The organism is Brucella sp. TWI559 (genome assembly GCF_039674265.1).
In the GTDB taxonomy this organism is placed as follows: Bacteria; Pseudomonadota; Alphaproteobacteria; order Rhizobiales; family Rhizobiaceae; genus Brucella; species Brucella chromiisoli.
Genome location: NZ_JBDJNE010000006.1, coordinates 50,328 through 66,901 on the forward strand (window position 1 = coordinate 50,328; position 16,574 = coordinate 66,901).

A 16,574-nucleotide genomic window follows, 5' to 3' on the forward strand; every position below is an offset into this window, starting at 1 on the left:
TGTGGAGCAGGTCGGCGTTCATGGCCATAATTGGGCCGTGATCGACGGGTTCTCTTCTGTTGAGTCGTTAGACTCATGATGAACTGACAGCCAAGCCTCCGTATTTGGTGAGGATAAAGCCATTGGTTTGCATAGATACAGTTTCAGACCGTAGTTTAAGGCCAATTTCTGACGATTGATCAGCTAGACGATTGCCGATTTCGCCAGCATGTGGTTTATGAACTGCCAAAACAGCCTCGGCTATGTTTACCTATGTGCTGATGCTGATGTATTGGGAAGAATGGAGAAAATCGTGAACGCACATGTTTACGTTGCTCCAGACAGAAAAGACGTTGCCAGATGGCCGGAGACCGCATGACGAGTTCGAATTTCCCGGTGAAGACGAAAACCGCGCTGATTGCCAGCGCTCTTGCCGTTTTTGTTCCGCTTGCGGGATGTGCCAGCAAAAACGACGATATTGATCTGACCAAATATGTGGAAACGATCGATCCGGCGGATAAGCTTTATAATGAAGGCCTCGCAAACCTTGATGCAGGACGACTTGGCGAAGCTGCAAAGAAGTTTGCGGCGGTTGATCGTCAGCACCCTTATACTGAATGGGCGCGTAAATCGCTCGTTATGGCTGCCTTCACCAATTACCGTCAGGGTAATTATGAAGAAGCGATCAGCATGGCCAAGCGTTACAACACGCTTTACCCGACATCGCCTGAATCGGCTTATGCCTATTACATTATTGGTTTGAGCTATTTCCGTCAGATCCCTGACGTGACACGCGATCAGGCTGCAAGCCGCCGTGCCATTGCTGCGATGCAGGAAGTGGTCGATCGTTTTCCGAATTCCGAATATGTGGATGACGCGAAGACCAAGATCCGCGTTGCCCGCGATCAGCTTGCTGGTAAGGAAATGCAGGTCGGCCGCTATTATCTTGAGCGCAAGGAATATCTTGCTGCAATCAAGCGCTTCCGTCTGGTGGTTGAGGAATATTCCAACACTCGTCAGGTCGAAGAAGCACTGGCTCGTCTGGTCGAAGCCTATTATGCGCTTGGTCTGACGTCGGAAGCGCAGATGGCAGCGTCGGTGCTTGGCAAGAACTTCCCGGACAGCCGTTGGTATAAGGATAGCTACAAGCTTCTGCAGAGCGGCGGTCTTGAGCCGCGCGAAAACGGTGGTTCGTGGCTGGCCAAGGCTTCGTCGCTGATCACAGGCGGCAATTAAGCCGATACCTGCATGCTGTCGCACCTGTCGATCCGCGATATTGTTCTGATTGAAAGGCTCGACATCGAGTTCAAGACCGGCTTGTCCGTGCTTACGGGCGAGACCGGCGCCGGTAAATCGATTCTGCTTGATTCGTTGTCGCTTGCCCTTGGTGCACGCGGCGACGCTTCTCTGGTGCGTCACGGCGCTGATCAGGGGCAGGTAACTGCCGTATTCGATGTGCCGGTTGGGCACCCCGCCCGCAAGTTCCTTAGCGAAAATGGTTTTGATGATGACGGTGACGTCATCCTGCGCCGTCTTCAGATGGGGGACGGCCGCACACGCGTTTTCATCAATGATCAGGCGGCAAGCGTTGCACTGTTGCGCGAGCTTGGCAAACGGCTGGTGGAAATCCATGGTCAGCATGACGACCGTGCGCTGATCGATACCGATCTTCATCGTACATTGCTGGATGCTTTTGGTGGTCTTGATGCTGAGGCTGCTGCTGTTCGCGAGCGCTACAAAGCGTGGCGCGATGCCGAAAATGCTTTGTCGAAGCATCGCGCGCGTGTTGAGCAGGCCGAGCGCGAAGGCGACTATCTGCGTTCATCGGTTGAAGAACTGACCAAGCTCGATCCGCAGCCGGGCGAGGAAGATGATCTTGCCGAGCGCCGCGCGATCATGATGAAGTCGGAAAAGATTGCAGGCGACGTGAACGAAGCAGGCGAGCTTCTGTCGGGTAACGGTTCGCCAGTCCCGACACTGGCAAGCCTTGTTCGTCGTCTGGAGCGCAAAATTCCGGAAGCGCCGCATCTGCTTGAGCCAGTCTGCAAGGCGATAGACGAAGCACTCAACAGCCTGGCGCTTGCGCAGGACGGCATCGATCACGCTATGCGCGAAATTGATTTTGATCCGCGCGTGCTGGAACAAGTTGAAGAACGTCTTTTCGCGCTCAGAGCTGCCGCCCGCAAATATTCGGTGTCTGTTGAGGGTTTACCCGCACTGCGCGATAAGATGGATGCTGATCTTGCTGATCTTGATGCCGGTGCAGAAAAGCTGACCCAGCTGGAAGCACAGGCCACAGAAACACGTGCTTCATACGATGCTGCCGCGAAGCTGTTGTCCGAGCGCCGTAAGGACACTGCTGAACATCTGAAGGCTGCCGTTATGGCTGAGCTTCCGGCATTGAAGCTGGAACGTGCCGAGTTTATCGTTGAAATGACAACCGACACCAATGCACGGGCGGCGGAAGGTATTGATACGGTCGAATACTGGGTTCGCACCAATCCGGGCACACGTGCAGGCCCGATGATGAAGGTTGCATCGGGTGGTGAGCTTTCGCGCTTCCTGCTGGCGCTCAAAGTGGCATTGGCTGATCGCGGTTCGGCTCCGACGCTTGTGTTTGACGAAATTGATACGGGTGTGGGCGGTGCGGTTGCCGATGCAATTGGGCAGCGTCTGGCGCGGTTATCATCGCGCGTGCAGGTGCTTTCCGTGACCCATGCACCACAGGTGGCCGCGCGTGCATCGACCCATTTCCTCATTGCGAAATCGGCGACCAATGAAGATCGCATGTCCACATCAATCCGTTCGATTGGTGTTGATGAGCGGCAGGAAGAAATCGCGCGTATGCTGGCCGGTGCCAGCATTACCGATGAAGCGCGTGCCGCAGCCGAGCGTTTGTTGGCTGAAAACAATGCGCTTGTCTCCTGACAGAACGCTGTCAGGGGGAGCACATGTTCGTAACCACGCGTGGCTGTAGGCGCGGCGCAATTTCTTGGTTATGTTGGGCAAAATTGATTCAGCAGGTTTTGCCACGCATATGTCCGATATCTCCGTCGAAAAACTGACCGACCTTGAAGCAGCAGCAGAGCTGGAGCGGCTGGCGCGTGAAATTGCTCATCATGATGAGCTTTATCATGCCAATGACCGACCGGAGATTTCGGACGCGGATTATGATGCACTGAAGCGTCTTAACGATGCTATTGAAGCGCGCTTTCCACATCTGGTACGCCCTGATAGCCCTTCTTTGCGCGTTGGGTCAGCACCTGTTTCCAAATTCGCACAAATCGTTCATGCACGTCCGATGCTGTCACTTGGCAATGCGTTTTCGGATGAAGACGTGCGCGATTTTGTCGGCAGCGTTTATCGTTTTCTCGGCCAATTGCCGGATAATTCCATTGCCTTCACCGCAGAGCCGAAGATTGACGGGCTTTCCATGTCGATTCGCTATGAAAATGGCGTTCTTGTCAGTGCCGCGACTCGTGGTGATGGCACGACTGGCGAAAATGTAACCGCCAATATCCGCACCATCAGCGAGATTCCCAATAAGCTTCCGGCAGGTGTGCCGGCGGTCGTTGAAGTGCGCGGCGAGGTCTATATGGCCAAGAGCGACTTCCTTGCGCTCAATGAGCAGATGGTTGCCGAGGGCAAACAAACATACGTCAATCCGCGCAACACAGCCGCTGGGTCGTTGAGACAGCTGGATGCGAAAGTGACGGCCAGCCGCAAGCTCAGGTTCTTTGCCTATGCCTGGGGCGAAATGTCGGAGATGCCGGCGGATACGCAACACGGCATGGTCGAGGTTTTTCGTGAGTGGGGTTTTCCGGTCAATCCGTTAACGAAACGAATGCACAGTGCCGATGAGCTGATCGCGCATTATCGGGCGATTGGCCTTGAACGCGCCAAGCTTGATTACGACATCGACGGTGTTGTCTACAAGGTGGATCGGCTGGATCTGCAAACGCGGCTTGGCTTTCGCTCGCGCAGTCCGCGCTGGGCGATAGCGCACAAATTCCCGGCAGAACAGGCAACCACCATTCTGCGCGACATTGATGTTCAGGTCGGGCGGACGGGTGCAATGACACCCGTTGCACGCCTTGAGCCGATTACTGTTGGTGGCGTGGTTGTGACCAACGCCACGCTGCATAATGAAGATTATATCAAGGGCATTGGTCTCAAGGGTGAACATATTCGCGAGGATGGTCACGACATTCGCATCGGCGATACGGTGATCGTACAGCGTGCTGGCGATGTTATTCCGCAGATTGTCGATGTGGTGCTGGAAAAGCGTCCCGCCGATGCTGAGGAGTTCCATTTCCCGCATGTGTGTCCTGTCTGTGGCAGTCATGCCGTGCGCGAGGAGGGTGAGGCGGTTTATCGTTGCACAGGCGGTTTGACCTGTGCTGCGCAAGTGGTGGAGCGCATTCGCCATTTCGTATCGCGCAATGCGTTCGATATTGAGGGCCTTGGCGAGAAGCAGGTCGAGTTCTTCTTCCATGCGGACGATGACAGTCTGAAAATCAAATCCCCTGTTGATATTTTCACGCTACAGGCTCGTCAGTCTAAAGCGCTCAAGAAACTCGAAAATATTGAGGGCTTTGGTGCGGTTTCCGTGAAGAAGCTTTATGACGCAATCAATGGCCGACGTGAGATTGCCTTGCATCGCTTCCTGTTTGGTCTTGGTATCCGGCATGTCGGCGAAGTGAACGCCAAGCGCTTTGCCAAGGCTTATCTCAGCTATGACAAGTTTGCTGAGGCAGCCAAAACCGCAGTCCCGCCAAAAGAGGGGGACCGAACCGATAAAGGCAATGAAGCCTGGCAGGATCTCATTTCAGTTGAAGGCATTGGTTCGATTGTGGCGGAAGCGGTGGTCGATTTTTATGCCGAGCCGCATAACGTGCAGGTCTTGAAAGCGTTGCTTGATGAAGTCACGCCTCTTGATGAAGTTGCCCGCGTGGCAACCGGATCGCCGGTTGAGGGCAAGACAGTGGTGTTTACGGGTAGCCTTGAACGCATGTCACGTGATGAAGCAAAAGCCATGGCCGAGCGTCACGGTGCCAAGACGGCAGGGTCTGTTTCCAAGAAGACGGATCTTGTTGTGGCAGGGCCGGGGGCTGGCTCAAAGCTTGCAAAAGCATCGGAACTTGGCATCGAAGTCATTGATGAAGATGCGTGGCTTCAACTGGTTGGAGAAGGCTGATGGCTCCATTCAAGGGCTTTGGCGACAAGGCTATTCCGTTCTTGAAGGCGCTCGATTTTCATCAAAACCGCGAATGGTTTGTTGAAAACAAGGACCTGTTTGAAGAGCATTTGAAAGGGCCGCTTGGTGATCTGGTTGAAGAACTGACGGTGCGTTTTGAAAAGGCCGGATTGCCGTTCAAGGGTAATCGGGTGAAGTCGCAGTTTCGCATCAAGCGGGACACGCGCTTCTCTCATGACAAGGCTCCGTATAACCGGCATCTGTCGGCCCTTCTGTCCAATTCCGGTACCAAGTGGGATGAAAGCGGCTGCTTTTATGTCTGTATCGGTTTGCCGGGTGTGCGCGATTGCTATGCAGGTGTTGCATGGTGGGGGCCGAAGAAAGAGCTTCTGCAAGCCATCCGCAAAGCGATTGTCGAAAAGCCGGATGCGTATCGTGCGGTCGTGGCAAAGCTTAAGAAGCATGGCCTGCAAATCAGCGATCATGATCGGTTGAAGCGCACGCCGCGTGGTTTTGAAACTGTAGCGGATGCCGATCTTCTTGAAGCCATTCGCAACCGGCATTTTGCTGTTCGCCTCGAAATCGATCCCGATAGCATTACCCGCGCCGACCTTGCCGATCGGTTGGTCAAATTTGCCGAGCAGGCACGCCCACTGATCGACTGGATCAAGAAGATCGAAGGCACTGTTCCGCAAGCATCCGAATAATGCATCGATTCATCACGCATTCTGATAGGTGATGCTGAAATGTTGCTGCTTTCGCTGCGCGTCAGTATGATGACGCTGTTTTTTTTGCGGGCGCAGCGCTGTTGATCACGCTGCGCCATTTCTTTCCGGCTTAAAGCGGCGCAGTCGCTTTTTCCAGCCATTCGACCTGAGCGCCTTCGAGATGGCCGATCAGCTTCTCACGCACGCTTACATGGTAGGCGTTGAGCCAATCAAGCTCTTCCGGCGTGAGCAGTGATTTGTCGATCAGGCGACGGTCGATGGGGCAGAAGGTGAGCGTCTCAAAGCTCATCATTGGCAGTTCGCCGCCTGCGGGCACTTCCGCTTCCTTTACAATGATCAGGTTTTCAATGCGGATGCCATAAGCGCCCGGCTTGTAATAGCCCGGTTCATTGGAAAGGATCATACCGGGCAGAAGCTCGTGTGCGCCTTTTTTTGAAATGCTCTGCGGGCCTTCATGGACAGAGAGATAACTGCCGACGCCATGACCGGTGCCGTGTGCGTAGTCGAAGCCCTGTTTCCAGAGTGCGATACGCGCCAGCACATCAATGTCCTGTCCGCGCGTCCCTTTTGGAAAACGGGCGGTGGTGATCGCAATCATGCCTTTGAGAACGAGTGTGAAAGAGCGGATCGTTTCTGGCGTCACTGTCCCGATTGCAACTGTGCGCGTGATGTCTGTCGTGCCATCGCGATATTGTGCGCCGGAATCGATCAGATACAACTCGCCATCGTTGAGCTTGCGATTGGTGTTTGTGTTAACGCGGTAATGGATGATCGCGCCGTCAGGACCTGCACCGGAAATCGAATCAAATGAAATATCTTCGAGCGGCATCTGGAAATCGCGACCAGCCCTGTCGCGGCTTTGCTCCAGCTTTTGCGCCGCCGAGATTTCATCAACCGTGCCGGGGTTTTGTTCGTCGAGCCAGGACAGAAAGTTGACCATAGCCACGCCGTCACGTTCATGCGCTGCGCGAGAACCGTCAAGCTCGGCCTTGTTCTTGATTGCGCGGGGCAGGCGGGCCGGGTCTTTGCCATGAATGACATGACCGCCAGCAGCATCCACCGCGAGGCGGAGCTTTTCAGCGGCCAGTGCCGGATCAAGCAGAATGGTTTCACCCTTTGCAGCACGTGCGCTCAGGTGGCCTTCCAACTTGGCGGGTTCACAGAGTTTGGCGAGCTGTGTGAGATAGGCGCGCGGTTCAATGGCAAGCTTGCGCTCGTCAATGAAGAGTTCAGGCTCACCCTCTGCCGGGATGATTGCAAAGCTCAATGGCAGAGGTGTGTTGGAGACATCCTTGCCGCGAATGTTGAATACCCAGGCAACCGATGAAGGGTCGGTCAGAACGGTTGCGCTTGCTCCCGCCGCTGTTACCGCTTTTTGCATCTCCTTGATCTTGTCTTGCGCTTCATGTCCGGCAAAGCGGGCCGGCTGGATGGTAACGGGCGCAAGAGGGGCTTCTGGCTGATTATCCCAGATGAGATCAACCAGATTATGCGCAACCGGCACAAGTTTGCCGCCTTGATTTTCGAGTGCTTCACGCAAAGCTGTTGCTTCGGAAATCGTGTGCAACCATGGATCAAAGCCAATCGTCAGACCTTTGCCGTGCTCCAGAAGCCAGCTTGCAGGCGGATTGGTGACAAGGCTTTCATAAGAAAACACCTTGCCATCTGTCTGATTGCGAACCTGCAACTCATAACGTCCATCGATGAAAATATAGGCGGCATCTTTCAGGATAAGGGCTGCCCCTGCCGAACCGGTAAAGCCTGTGAGCCAGCCGAGACGCTGCGCACGGGGCGGCACATATTCGCCCTGATGCTCATCGGCACGCGGAACGAGAAAGCCGTCGAGACCCTGTTCGGCAAGTTTTTCACGCAGCATAGCCACGCGTGGCGCGCCATTGGCCGGATCGGTCGTTACATCAAAAGTCTGAAAAGCCATGAGCGTAACTCGTAAAAAATAAGGAAACTGCGTTATTTCAGATGAATTGTGACCCAGCCTGAACGATGCAGCGTTTTGATATGTGTGAGGCCCTGCGCCTGATAGGCGGCGAGCACCATATCGTGCTGGCTGTCGAGAATGCCTGACAGGATGATAGAGCCGCTTGGAGCCAGATGCGATTTCAACGACGGTGCAAGTTCAATCAGCGGATTGGCCAGAATATTGGCGACGATCAGATCAAACGGCGTGTAGGAGCGGAAGATCGGGTGGTCGAAACCTTCAGCAGTCGCGGTGATGACATGTTCGCTTACGTTATTGAGAACTGTATTTTCAGCGGCGACGGTGACGGCAATGGGATCAATATCGGTGGCAAGAACCGGGATCGGTGCAAGCTTGGCGATCGCAATTGCCAGCACAGCGCTGCCAGTGCCCAGATCAAGCGCGTTGGTTGGATGCTCCCGCTCAACCACTTCTTCGATCATTTCAAGGCAACCGGATGTGGTGCCATGGTGGCCCGTACCAAAAGCCAAGCCCGCGTCAATCAAAATCGGGATGTCAGCGGATTGCAGTTTGTCGCGATCATGCGAGCCATGAACGAAAAAACGACCTGCGCGAACAGGCTTGAGGCCTTCGAGTGAATGGGTGACCCAATCAATGTCCGGGAGTTCTTCTGTTTCGAACTTGTCGTTTCCTACGAGTGAACCGATGCGGGCTGCAAGCTCATCCGCTTCATCTTCGGTATAGACGGAAACTTCGAATATCTGGCGGTCCTCATCAATCTCGGTGATTGCGACCGGAAAACCGTCATCCTCGAATGCGACTTCGAGGATGTTGTAGATTCGTTCGGCTTCCGTCTTGTCGGCCGAAAAGAAGAGTCGTGACTGGGGCATGGATAATAAGCTCTCAAATCGAATTGGAAGCCCTGTTTACTCGTTTGTGCGGCCTTTGGCCAGATTCTTCAATTTTTCCAGAGCCGTATCCGGGTTTTCCTGATAAGCGATGGTTCCGCGGAAGCGCCCACCCTTGTCGAGAAGGAACACCGATGCCGTGTGATCGACAGTATATTCGCCGTCTTCGGTCGGAACCTTCTTGGCATAGATGTGGAAGGACTTGACCACATCAGCAACATTTTCAGGTGTGCCGGTGATGCCGATAATACGGTCAGACACGTTGCTCACATAGGTTTTCATGATTTCCTGTGTGTCGCGCTCCGGGTCAACTGAAATGAAATAGGCTTTTATGTCAGCGGCTTCCGGGCCAAGCTGTTTCAAATAGCCATCCAGCTCGTAAAGCGTTGTCGGGCAGACATCCGGGCAATGGGTGAAGCCAAAGAAAATGGCGGACGGCGTCGCGCGCAGGTCTTTTTCGGTAAAAGGCTTCCCGTCCATGGTGACGAGGTTGAACGGGCCACCAAATGGCTCGTTTGCTGCATTTCTGTCACGGATCATGTTGAAGCCAGCAGCGCCGACGATCACGACGATGAAGGCAACAATGAAGATGGGCAGGAATTTTTGCATATTCAGTCAGCCTTGAATTTTGTTTTGCATTTATCGCACATAGGCGCGCTATTTGTAGATCTACGCCGATCTCCAACAGGACAGCGCTTCTTTAACAGATGCACCTTATGTTGGAATGATCGTGTCAGTCTAGCAGAGTACAAAGATTTCAGAAAGTTTTGAAATGACGCAGGGTGAAGACCTTCGCTTCCAGAATAGCGAACCACGTATTCATTCGACCGCCCAGTTGAAATCGTCAAAACTCGGTCGTTATGCCGATATTGGTGAGCGGGTGATTTTGCGTGAAGTGACGGTTGGCGACTTCACCTATTTCGAGCGAAACGGTGAGGGCATTTACGCCGAGATCGGCAAGTTCTGCTCTATTGCTGCCAATGTGCGGATTAACGCGCTTGAGCATCCTATGGAACGATTGACCACGCATAAGGTGAGCTATCGGCCCAATGAATATTTTCGCTATCTGGGTGTCGATGGTGAATTCCGCGCCAGACGGCAGGCAAAGCGCGTCACCATTGGCAATGATGTGTGGATTGGCCATGGTGCCGTCATTACGCCGGGCGTGCGCATCGGCCATGGCGCGGTGATTGGCGCGAATGCCGTGGTGACGAAAGATGTGGCACCATATCACGTTGTGGGTGGTGTTCCAGCCCGCGTCATTCGCAAGCGTTTTGATGATAAGATTATTGAAAGATTGCTCGCGCTTTGCTGGTGGGACTGGCCGGTGGAAAAGCTTTATGAGGCAGTCCCTGATATTCAGACGCTTGACATCGAAGCTTTTCTTGAAAAATGGAGCGTTTAGGCATTGCTCTCTTGCAATGACTCGTCCGCTTCTCCACTTTCCAGGTTGAAGTTGCTGGAGATTTCTCATGTCTAAATTGAATAAGCTTGCCGGGTTGTTTGTTGCTCCAATGCTGCTGCTTGGCGCTTCTGCTGCCGTATCGGCGGAGGAAGTTGGTCAGGTCGGCGTTGACTGGCTGGGCAATGATGTTGTGATTGATGCGGTTCAGGACCCGAAAGTAAAGGGCGTAACCTGTTATCTGGCGTCGTTTTCACGCGGCGTTATCGACCGTTTGCAGAAGGGCAACTGGTTTGAAAACCCATCCAATGCCTCGATTTCCTGCGAGCAGTCTGGCCCGATTACGATTGGTGACATCAAGCTTGGTAAAGGCGGAGAGCGCGTCTTTTCGGAGCGCACCAGCCTGATCTGGAAAAAGCTGGTCATCACCCGCATTTATGACCAGAAAAACAACACACTGCTCTATCTCGCGCATGCGACACAGGTTCAGGATGGTTCGGCCAAGACTGCACTCTCAACCGTTCCGCTGTTCAAGGGGGATGTGACCTGGGAAAAAGGAAAGCCGGAGTAATCTCCGGCTTCCTGTCTATTCAAACTTAAGCGCGCTGAACAAAGCTGTCGAGAACGCGCTTTTGTCCGGCTTTGTCAAAGTCGATGGTCAGCTTATTGCCATCGATTGTCGCGACTGTTCCGTTGCCAAATTTGATATGAAACACGCGGTCGCCGACGAAGAAGGCTGACGGCTTGTCAGCCACCGACTTTGCAACCAGTTCACCGTCAATCATACGGCCTTTGACAGAACCACGCCCCGCACCGAAACCTGAATCCGTTTCGCCATAGCCAATGCGTTCAACATTGGCACCGGAGCGCGAGCCCCAGTTGTTGCGTGTCGCTTCCGAGCGGTTCTGCTGCGCGCGCTGCCAGCCGGGTGTCGAATAGGAGTTCTGGAACGGATCGGCCTTGTCGAAGCGCGATTGCCCGTAACCGCTATTGCCGTAACCGCCGTAATTGCCTTCCATTTCAGCCACTTCGACATGTGCTTCAGGAAGCTCTTCCAGAAAGCGTGACGGGATGGTCGATTGCCACATGCCATGAATACGGCGGTTGGAAACAAACCAGATATGCAGGTTTTTCTTGGCACGCGTGACGCCAACATAAGCGAGGCGGCGCTCTTCTTCGAGACCTGAGCGCCCCCCTTCGTCCAGTGCGCGCTGATGTGGAAACAGCCCTTCTTCCCAGCCGGGCAGGAAGACGGTTTCAAATTCCAACCCCTTGGCCGAATGCAGCGTCATGATATTGACGGCATCCATGTCCTCATTTTTCTCGGCATCCATGACGAGCGCAACGTGTTCAAGAAAACCGCGCAGGCTCTCGTAGTCTTCCATGGAACGGATCAGTTCCTTGAGGTTTTCGAGGCGCCCCGGCGCTTCTGCTGACTTATCGTTCTGCCACATGGCGGTGTAGCCGGACTCGTCGAGAATGGTTTCGGCAAGTTCTGTATGGGGTGTATTGTCGAGAAGCGACTGCCAGCGGCGGAAATTATCGACCACTTCGCGCAGCGCTGAACGTGGCTTTGGCTTTAACTCTTCGGTTTCAACCAGATCACAAGCAGCGGCAAACATCGAGATGTCGCGCGCACGGGCATAATCGTGAATCTGGCGGATTGCCGCTTCACCAAGGCCACGCTTTGGTGTGTTGATGATGCGCTCAAGTGCCAGATCGTCGGCAGGCTGCGCAACCACGCGCATATAGGCCATGGCGTCACGGATTTCGAGGCGCTCATAGAAGCGCGGACCGCCGATAACCCGGTAATTGAGGCCAAGCGTGACGAAGCGATCTTCGAACTCGCGCATCTGGAAAGATGCACGCACGAGGATTGCCATATTGTTGAGCAGATGGCCCTGACGCTGCGCCTGTTCGATGGCCTCGCCAACGGCGCGGGCTTCTTCTTCGGAATCCCATGCCGCGTGCACTTTTACCCGAGGATCGTCTGGATTGGGCGCTTCCGTGAAAAGCGTCTTGCCGAGGCGACCTTCATTGTGTGCAATCAGATGTGCTGCGGCGCCCAGAATATGGGCCGTCGAGCGATAGTTACGTTCAAGCTTGATAACGACCGCACCCGGGAAATCCTTGTCAAAGCGGAGGATGTTGTCCACTTCCGCACCGCGCCAGCCATAGATCGACTGATCGTCATCGCCCACGCAACACAGATTCACTTTGTTTTCGCTTGCGCCTGATGGCGCTTGTGGGCCGTCTGCCGCAAACGGCACAGGTGTTGTGTTTCGCGATTGCGGTCGCTGGGCGAGAAGCCGCAGCCACATATATTGCGCGGTGTTGGTATCCTGATATTCGTCGACCAGAATATAACGGAATTTCGCGTGGTATTCGCGCAGGATATCCGGGTGATTGCGGAAGATGCGGATCGGATGCAGCAGCAGATCACCAAAGTCACAGGCGTTCAGCGTGCGTAGCCGTTCCTGATAGGCTTGATAAAGTTCACGGCCTTTTCCGTTGCCAAACGAACGCGCATCGCCTTCCGGAATATCGGCAGGACCAAAGCCCTTGTTTTTCCATCCATCGATCATATTGGCGAAGGTGCGGGCAGGCCAGCGCTTGTCATCCAGACCTTCAGCCTGAATGAGCTGTTTGATCAGGCGAATCACATCATCCGTATCAAGAATGGTGAAATCAGATGTGAGATTGACCAGTTCAGCGTGGCGGCGCAGCAGTTTTACGCCGATGGAGTGGAACGTGCCAAGCCACGGCATACCTTCCACAGCGCCGCCAACCAGATGGCCGATACGCTCTTTCATCTCGCGTGCAGCCTTGTTGGTGAAGGTCACGGCGAGAATCTGGCTCGGATAGGCGAGGCCGGTTGTCAGAATATGCGCAATGCGGGTGGTGAGAACGCGGGTTTTGCCAGTGCCTGCACCCGCGAGAACCAGAACCGGGCCCTCTGTGGTGAGTACGGCCTGACGCTGTTCAGGGTTGAGACCCTTTAAATAATCAGGTTCGCCACGCTGCTGGTTGCGCGCTGCCATGGCGCGTGCGGCAATGCTGCCTGTCGCGGGGGCGCGGTCAGTTGGGGTTTCATCGCCGAAGAACGGCATATCATCAGGGAAATCGGACATTGCTACCGAATGTAGTGATTCGCCGATGAAAAACCAGCGAAAGCGTGAAACTATTCGAGTTGAGTTACGCGGCGATCCGTGAAATTGAGCCGATGCGAAGCAAGTGCCTCGACAAGATCGCGCATTTCCGGCTCGCGGCTTAGAAGGTCGTCGAGCTCAGTCATCTGGTTCATGGCGATCAGCCGCAGAATATCGTCGCGGATCGTTCCATCGGCCCGGCGCGGCAAATGTGCAGCCGGCTGGATGAGTTCAAGCTTGGTGCCTTTGAGCCGCGCACGCAGACTTTTTTCATCCGCATTGAGCGTTTCAACGAAAGCATAAAGGCCAACGCCCTTGGCGGGCAGCGAATAAAGCGCCAGCGCCACATCTTTCACGCGTGGATCAGACTTGAGGGCTGCCATGATGGCTGGGCCTTCATTGTCGATGCGGTCGCCTGTGCCTTCACCGTCTGACCAATTGAAGATGCCACGGGTGACGAAATTATAGACCTTCTTGCCGGTTGCGAGCCAGATGCGCGATGGCAGCGAACGGCGCGCCAGAATGCGCTTTTCGGTCGGCGTCATCAGATCGGCAGCAAAGGCGCGCTTCTGCTTGATCAGATGGCGGAAATCCTCATAGGCGAGCAGCCGGTAGAAAGCGCCGCGACGACGATGCACACTTGCAAGCTGGAAATCGATGACCGCAGCTTCGCCTTCCGGTGTCATCAGCCAGTTTTGCGGCTTGGCGAGATCGTTATGGGTGACCCCCATGCGGCGCATGTCGCGTAGGATTCGATGCGCTGTGCGATACCATTTGGGATCGGAGGGCCGCGCAAGATGCAGCGGGGTGCCTTCGGTCCAGGAACGATAAAGCCCGTCGCGATCAGTATAAAGAAGCTGTGGAACGCCTTCGATGCCGCGTACTGTTTTCAGGCCACGGATTTCGCGTCGCGCCAAAATCCAGGCCAGCGGCTTTGACCACCAAGGTGCTGCGCTGACCACGCGGCGGATGATGCGCGTTTCAGGATCGCCGATAAAATAGCCCGCGCGGGTTTCGGAAAACACATCACGTTTAAAGACCGCAGTTTCAATAAACTCCGGTATCCGGTCGTCTTGAGCGGGTATGTCGATGTTGGGGTTCTCAGCCATAAGGCTCCACTAGCGCTTCGCGCGCGATCAATCAAGTTTGAAGGCAGGGTTCATCTGTTGCAATCACGTGATTGAGGGCGCAAAAGAACGCTACGAGAGTTTTCGGGAGAAAAAGGATCATGGCTCAGAGCGACGATATCAAGCAGATCATCCGGCAGGAACAGGCGCTGATTTTCACATCTTTCAACGAGAATGACGCGTTTTCGCTGGGCCAGCGCATCCGTGATCTGGCCATTAAGCAGAAGCTTTCAGTTGCCATTGATATTTCGCTCTGGGATCGTCGCCTGTTCTTTGCTGCAACGGCTGGAACAACTGTGGACAACAGTGAGTGGCTGCGCCGCAAGTTCAATGTCGTGCGCAGGTTTCACGCGTCGAGCTATCGCCTTGTTCTGGAACAGAACCGCGACGACAAGATGTTTGCTGCTCACAAGGCACTTGATGTTGCCGATTATGCGCTGGCGGGCGGTGGTTTTCCGATCCATGTGACAGGTGCAGGGGTGATAGGAGCAGCGATTGTTTCCGGTCTGCCGCAGCGTGAAGATCACAATCTTGTTGTGCGGGCGATTGCCGAGCATCTGGGGCAGGACCCCATCGCGCTGGCTTTGAGCGCTGCATAATTTGAAATACGGAGAATGAACAATGTCGCTTCAGAATGTGGTTGCCCTTCAGCGTAATGAGGAGGGCATTGCTGCCGCAGTTGCAATCCTGAAACAGCGATTTGGTGAGCGCGCGCAGACCGGGCAGGCAATCCGCCAACAGCATGGCCACACGACGACCTATGTGCCGACACAGGCACCTGATATCGTTATTTTTGCGCAGAATACGCAGGACGTGCAGGATGTTGTCCGCATCTGTGCGGAGCATAAGGTGCCGGTGATTGCCTTTGGTGCCGGTTCTTCGCTTGAAGGTCAGGTGAATGCGCCTGCGGGTGGTGTGTCAATTGATCTTACACAGATGAACCGCGTTTTGAAAGTTCATGCGGAAGATCTAGATTGCGTTATCGAGCCGGGGGTCACACGTCGCGAACTCAACGAATATTTGCGCGATACCGGGCTTTTCTTTCCCATTGATCCGGGTGCGAATGCCACACTTGGCGGCATGGCTTCGACGCGCGCGTCCGGCACCAATGCGGTGCGTTATGGCACTATGCGTGAGAACGTGCTGGCGCTCAAAGCTGTTATGCCCGATGGCCGCCTGATTGAAACCTCCAAGCGCGTGAAGAAGACCGCTGCAGGCTATGATTTGACGCGGCTTCTGATTGGCTCTGAAGGGACACTCGGTATCATCACCGAGCTAACCCTGAAGCTTCAGGGGATACCGCAGGCGGTATCGGGCGGCATCTGCCCGTTTCCGGATATTGAGAAGGCCTGCCGCGCGGTGATTGAAACCATCCAGATGGGCATTCCTGTTGCACGTATTGAACTCGTCAACAAGCTTCAGATGGAAGCGCTGATTTTGCATTCCAAACTCCCTTATGAGGCGCAGCCTTATCTGTTCGTTGAGTTTCACGGCACGGAAACCGGCGTCGCTGAACAGGCCGAAATCTTTGGTGAGATTGCCGCAGAAAATGGTGGCGGCGAATTCCGCTGGACCAATGAGGCGGAAGAGCGCGACCGGCTCTGGCGTGCGCGGCACGATGCCTATCTTGCATCCTTCCTTCTGCGTCCCGGCGCCAAGGGTGTTTCGACGGATGTGTGTGTGCCGATTTCACGGCTTGCGGATTGCATTGCGCAAACGGAAAAAGATCTGGCTGAAAGTGGTCTTATCGCGCCTATCGTTGGCCATGTTGGTGACGGCAATTTCCATCTTCTTTTGCTGCTTGATACGGATGATGCAGCGGAGATGGAGCGCGCCGAAGATTTCATGGATCGTCTGGTCAAGCGCGCAATCGCCATGGAAGGCACGTGTTCGGGCGAACACGGCATCGGGCAGGGCAAGATGAAGTACCTCGCGATGGAGCTTGGTGAAGCGATCGATTACATGCGGATGATCAAGAAAGCGATTGATCCGGATAATATCATGAATCCCGGAAAAATTCTGATTTGATGATTCAAATCAGTGAATTGAGCCGCCTTTTTGAGAAGGCGATTCAATATCGCTCATGAATCGTTTCAGTGAAAAGCAATTTGCCTTGTTATCGCCGGAACGATGCCGTTATGTTGCACC

The 16,574-nt window shown here is 54.4% G+C and carries 13 protein-coding genes; 8 read left to right on the forward strand and 5 right to left on the reverse strand.

The genetic code is table 11. The features are described from left to right. Positions 1 to 354 precede the first annotated feature (354 nt). From ABE530_RS09670 to ABE530_RS09685, 4 genes are all read left to right on the forward strand, one after another. Positions 355 to 1,215, forward strand: a complete 861-nt coding sequence (locus ABE530_RS09670; RefSeq protein ID WP_265985413.1) for an outer membrane protein assembly factor BamD — start codon at positions 355 to 357, stop codon at positions 1,213 to 1,215. A gap of 12 nt (positions 1,216 to 1,227) precedes the next feature. Beyond that, entirely contained in the window at positions 1,228 to 2,907 is a 1,680-nt protein-coding gene (gene recN / locus ABE530_RS09675; RefSeq protein WP_499694376.1) for a DNA repair protein RecN, read from the forward strand. Positions 2,908 to 3,016: 109 nt separating this feature from the next. Further along, the gene (ligA, locus tag ABE530_RS09680; RefSeq protein ID WP_499694377.1) at positions 3,017 to 5,176 is read left to right on the forward strand and encodes an NAD-dependent DNA ligase LigA; all 2,160 of its coding nucleotides are present in this window, start codon (positions 3,017 to 3,019) and stop codon (positions 5,174 to 5,176) included. Continuing rightward, a complete protein-coding gene (locus ABE530_RS09685; protein WP_499694378.1) occupies positions 5,176 to 5,883 on the forward strand; it encodes a DUF2461 domain-containing protein in 708 nt (235 codons plus the stop codon). Before ligA ends, ABE530_RS09685 begins: the two co-directional genes overlap by 1 nt. Positions 5,884 to 6,013: 130 nt before the next feature. Here ABE530_RS09685 and ABE530_RS09690 read toward each other — a convergent pair whose 3' ends face one another. From ABE530_RS09690 to ABE530_RS09700, 3 genes are read right to left on the reverse strand one after another with little or no spacing between them, the layout of a single operon-like run. Continuing rightward, positions 6,014 to 7,840 (reverse strand): aminopeptidase P family protein, encoded by a 1,827-nt coding sequence (locus ABE530_RS09690; RefSeq protein ID WP_499694379.1) that lies wholly within the window; start codon positions 7,838 to 7,840, stop codon positions 6,014 to 6,016. Between the two features lie 32 nt (positions 7,841 to 7,872). Next, entirely contained in the window at positions 7,873 to 8,730 is an 858-nt protein-coding gene (locus ABE530_RS09695) for a 50S ribosomal protein L11 methyltransferase (protein WP_265985408.1), read from the reverse strand. A 36-nt stretch (positions 8,731 to 8,766) separates the two neighbouring features. Next, on the reverse strand, positions 8,767 to 9,357 hold the full coding sequence (locus ABE530_RS09700; RefSeq protein WP_265985407.1) for an SCO family protein: 591 nt from the start codon (positions 9,355 to 9,357) through the stop codon (positions 8,767 to 8,769). A gap of 163 nt (positions 9,358 to 9,520) precedes the next feature. Between ABE530_RS09700 and ABE530_RS09705 the strand changes: the two genes are divergently transcribed. Further along, positions 9,521 to 10,153: a DapH/DapD/GlmU-related protein gene (locus ABE530_RS09705; RefSeq protein ID WP_396997543.1), complete on the forward strand. Its 633-nt coding sequence runs from the start codon at positions 9,521 to 9,523 to the stop codon at positions 10,151 to 10,153. Between the two features lie 67 nt (positions 10,154 to 10,220). After that, positions 10,221 to 10,721 carry a CreA family protein gene (locus ABE530_RS09710; protein WP_396997541.1) on the forward strand — a complete coding sequence of 167 codons (501 nt, stop codon included), beginning with the start codon at positions 10,221 to 10,223 and terminating at the stop codon, positions 10,719 to 10,721. Positions 10,722 to 10,746: 25 nt separating this feature from the next. Here the strand turns inward: ABE530_RS09710 and ABE530_RS09715 are convergent, their stop codons facing one another. Both ABE530_RS09715 and ABE530_RS09720 read right to left on the reverse strand, forming a co-directional pair. Next, positions 10,747 to 13,281 (reverse strand): ATP-dependent helicase, encoded by a 2,535-nt coding sequence (locus ABE530_RS09715; protein ID WP_499694380.1) that lies wholly within the window; start codon positions 13,279 to 13,281, stop codon positions 10,747 to 10,749. 50 nt (positions 13,282 to 13,331) lie between these two features. Beyond that, positions 13,332 to 14,408, reverse strand: a complete 1,077-nt coding sequence (locus ABE530_RS09720; RefSeq protein WP_499694381.1) for a serine/threonine protein kinase — start codon at positions 14,406 to 14,408, stop codon at positions 13,332 to 13,334. Positions 14,409 to 14,527: 119 nt separating this feature from the next. Here ABE530_RS09720 and ABE530_RS09725 point away from each other — a divergent pair, with 119 nt between their 5' ends. Then, complete coding sequence (locus ABE530_RS09725; protein ID WP_499694382.1) at positions 14,528 to 15,025, forward strand: heme-degrading domain-containing protein; 498 nt, start codon at positions 14,528 to 14,530, stop codon at positions 15,023 to 15,025. Positions 15,026 to 15,047: 22 nt separating this feature from the next. Further along, positions 15,048 to 16,454, forward strand: a complete 1,407-nt coding sequence (locus ABE530_RS09730) for an FAD-binding oxidoreductase (RefSeq protein ID WP_499694383.1) — start codon at positions 15,048 to 15,050, stop codon at positions 16,452 to 16,454. Positions 16,455 to 16,574: the final 120 nt, after the last annotated feature.

Coding starts and splice junctions, on each gene's coding strand:
- ABE530_RS09670 (WP_265985413.1), top strand. CDS start 355: ATGACGAGTTCGAATTTCCCGGTGAAGACGAAAACCGCGCTGATTGCC.
- recN (WP_499694376.1), top strand. CDS start 1,228: ATGCTGTCGCACCTGTCGATCCGCGATATTGTTCTGATTGAAAGGCTC.
- ABE530_RS09705 (WP_396997543.1), top strand. CDS start 9,521: ATGACGCAGGGTGAAGACCTTCGCTTCCAGAATAGCGAACCACGTATT.
- ligA (WP_499694377.1), top strand. CDS start 3,017: ATGTCCGATATCTCCGTCGAAAAACTGACCGACCTTGAAGCAGCAGCA.
- ABE530_RS09700 (WP_265985407.1), bottom strand. CDS start 9,357: ATGCAAAAATTCCTGCCCATCTTCATTGTTGCCTTCATCGTCGTGATC.
- ABE530_RS09720 (WP_499694381.1), bottom strand. CDS start 14,408: ATGGCTGAGAACCCCAACATCGACATACCCGCTCAAGACGACCGGATA.
- ABE530_RS09725 (WP_499694382.1), top strand. CDS start 14,528: ATGGCTCAGAGCGACGATATCAAGCAGATCATCCGGCAGGAACAGGCG.
- ABE530_RS09690 (WP_499694379.1), bottom strand. CDS start 7,840: ATGGCTTTTCAGACTTTTGATGTAACGACCGATCCGGCCAATGGCGCG.
- ABE530_RS09710 (WP_396997541.1), top strand. CDS start 10,221: ATGTCTAAATTGAATAAGCTTGCCGGGTTGTTTGTTGCTCCAATGCTG.
- ABE530_RS09715 (WP_499694380.1), bottom strand. CDS start 13,281: ATGTCCGATTTCCCTGATGATATGCCGTTCTTCGGCGATGAAACCCCA.
- ABE530_RS09695 (WP_265985408.1), bottom strand. CDS start 8,730: ATGCCCCAGTCACGACTCTTCTTTTCGGCCGACAAGACGGAAGCCGAA.
- ABE530_RS09730 (WP_499694383.1), top strand. CDS start 15,048: ATGTCGCTTCAGAATGTGGTTGCCCTTCAGCGTAATGAGGAGGGCATT.
- ABE530_RS09685 (WP_499694378.1), top strand. CDS start 5,176: ATGGCTCCATTCAAGGGCTTTGGCGACAAGGCTATTCCGTTCTTGAAG.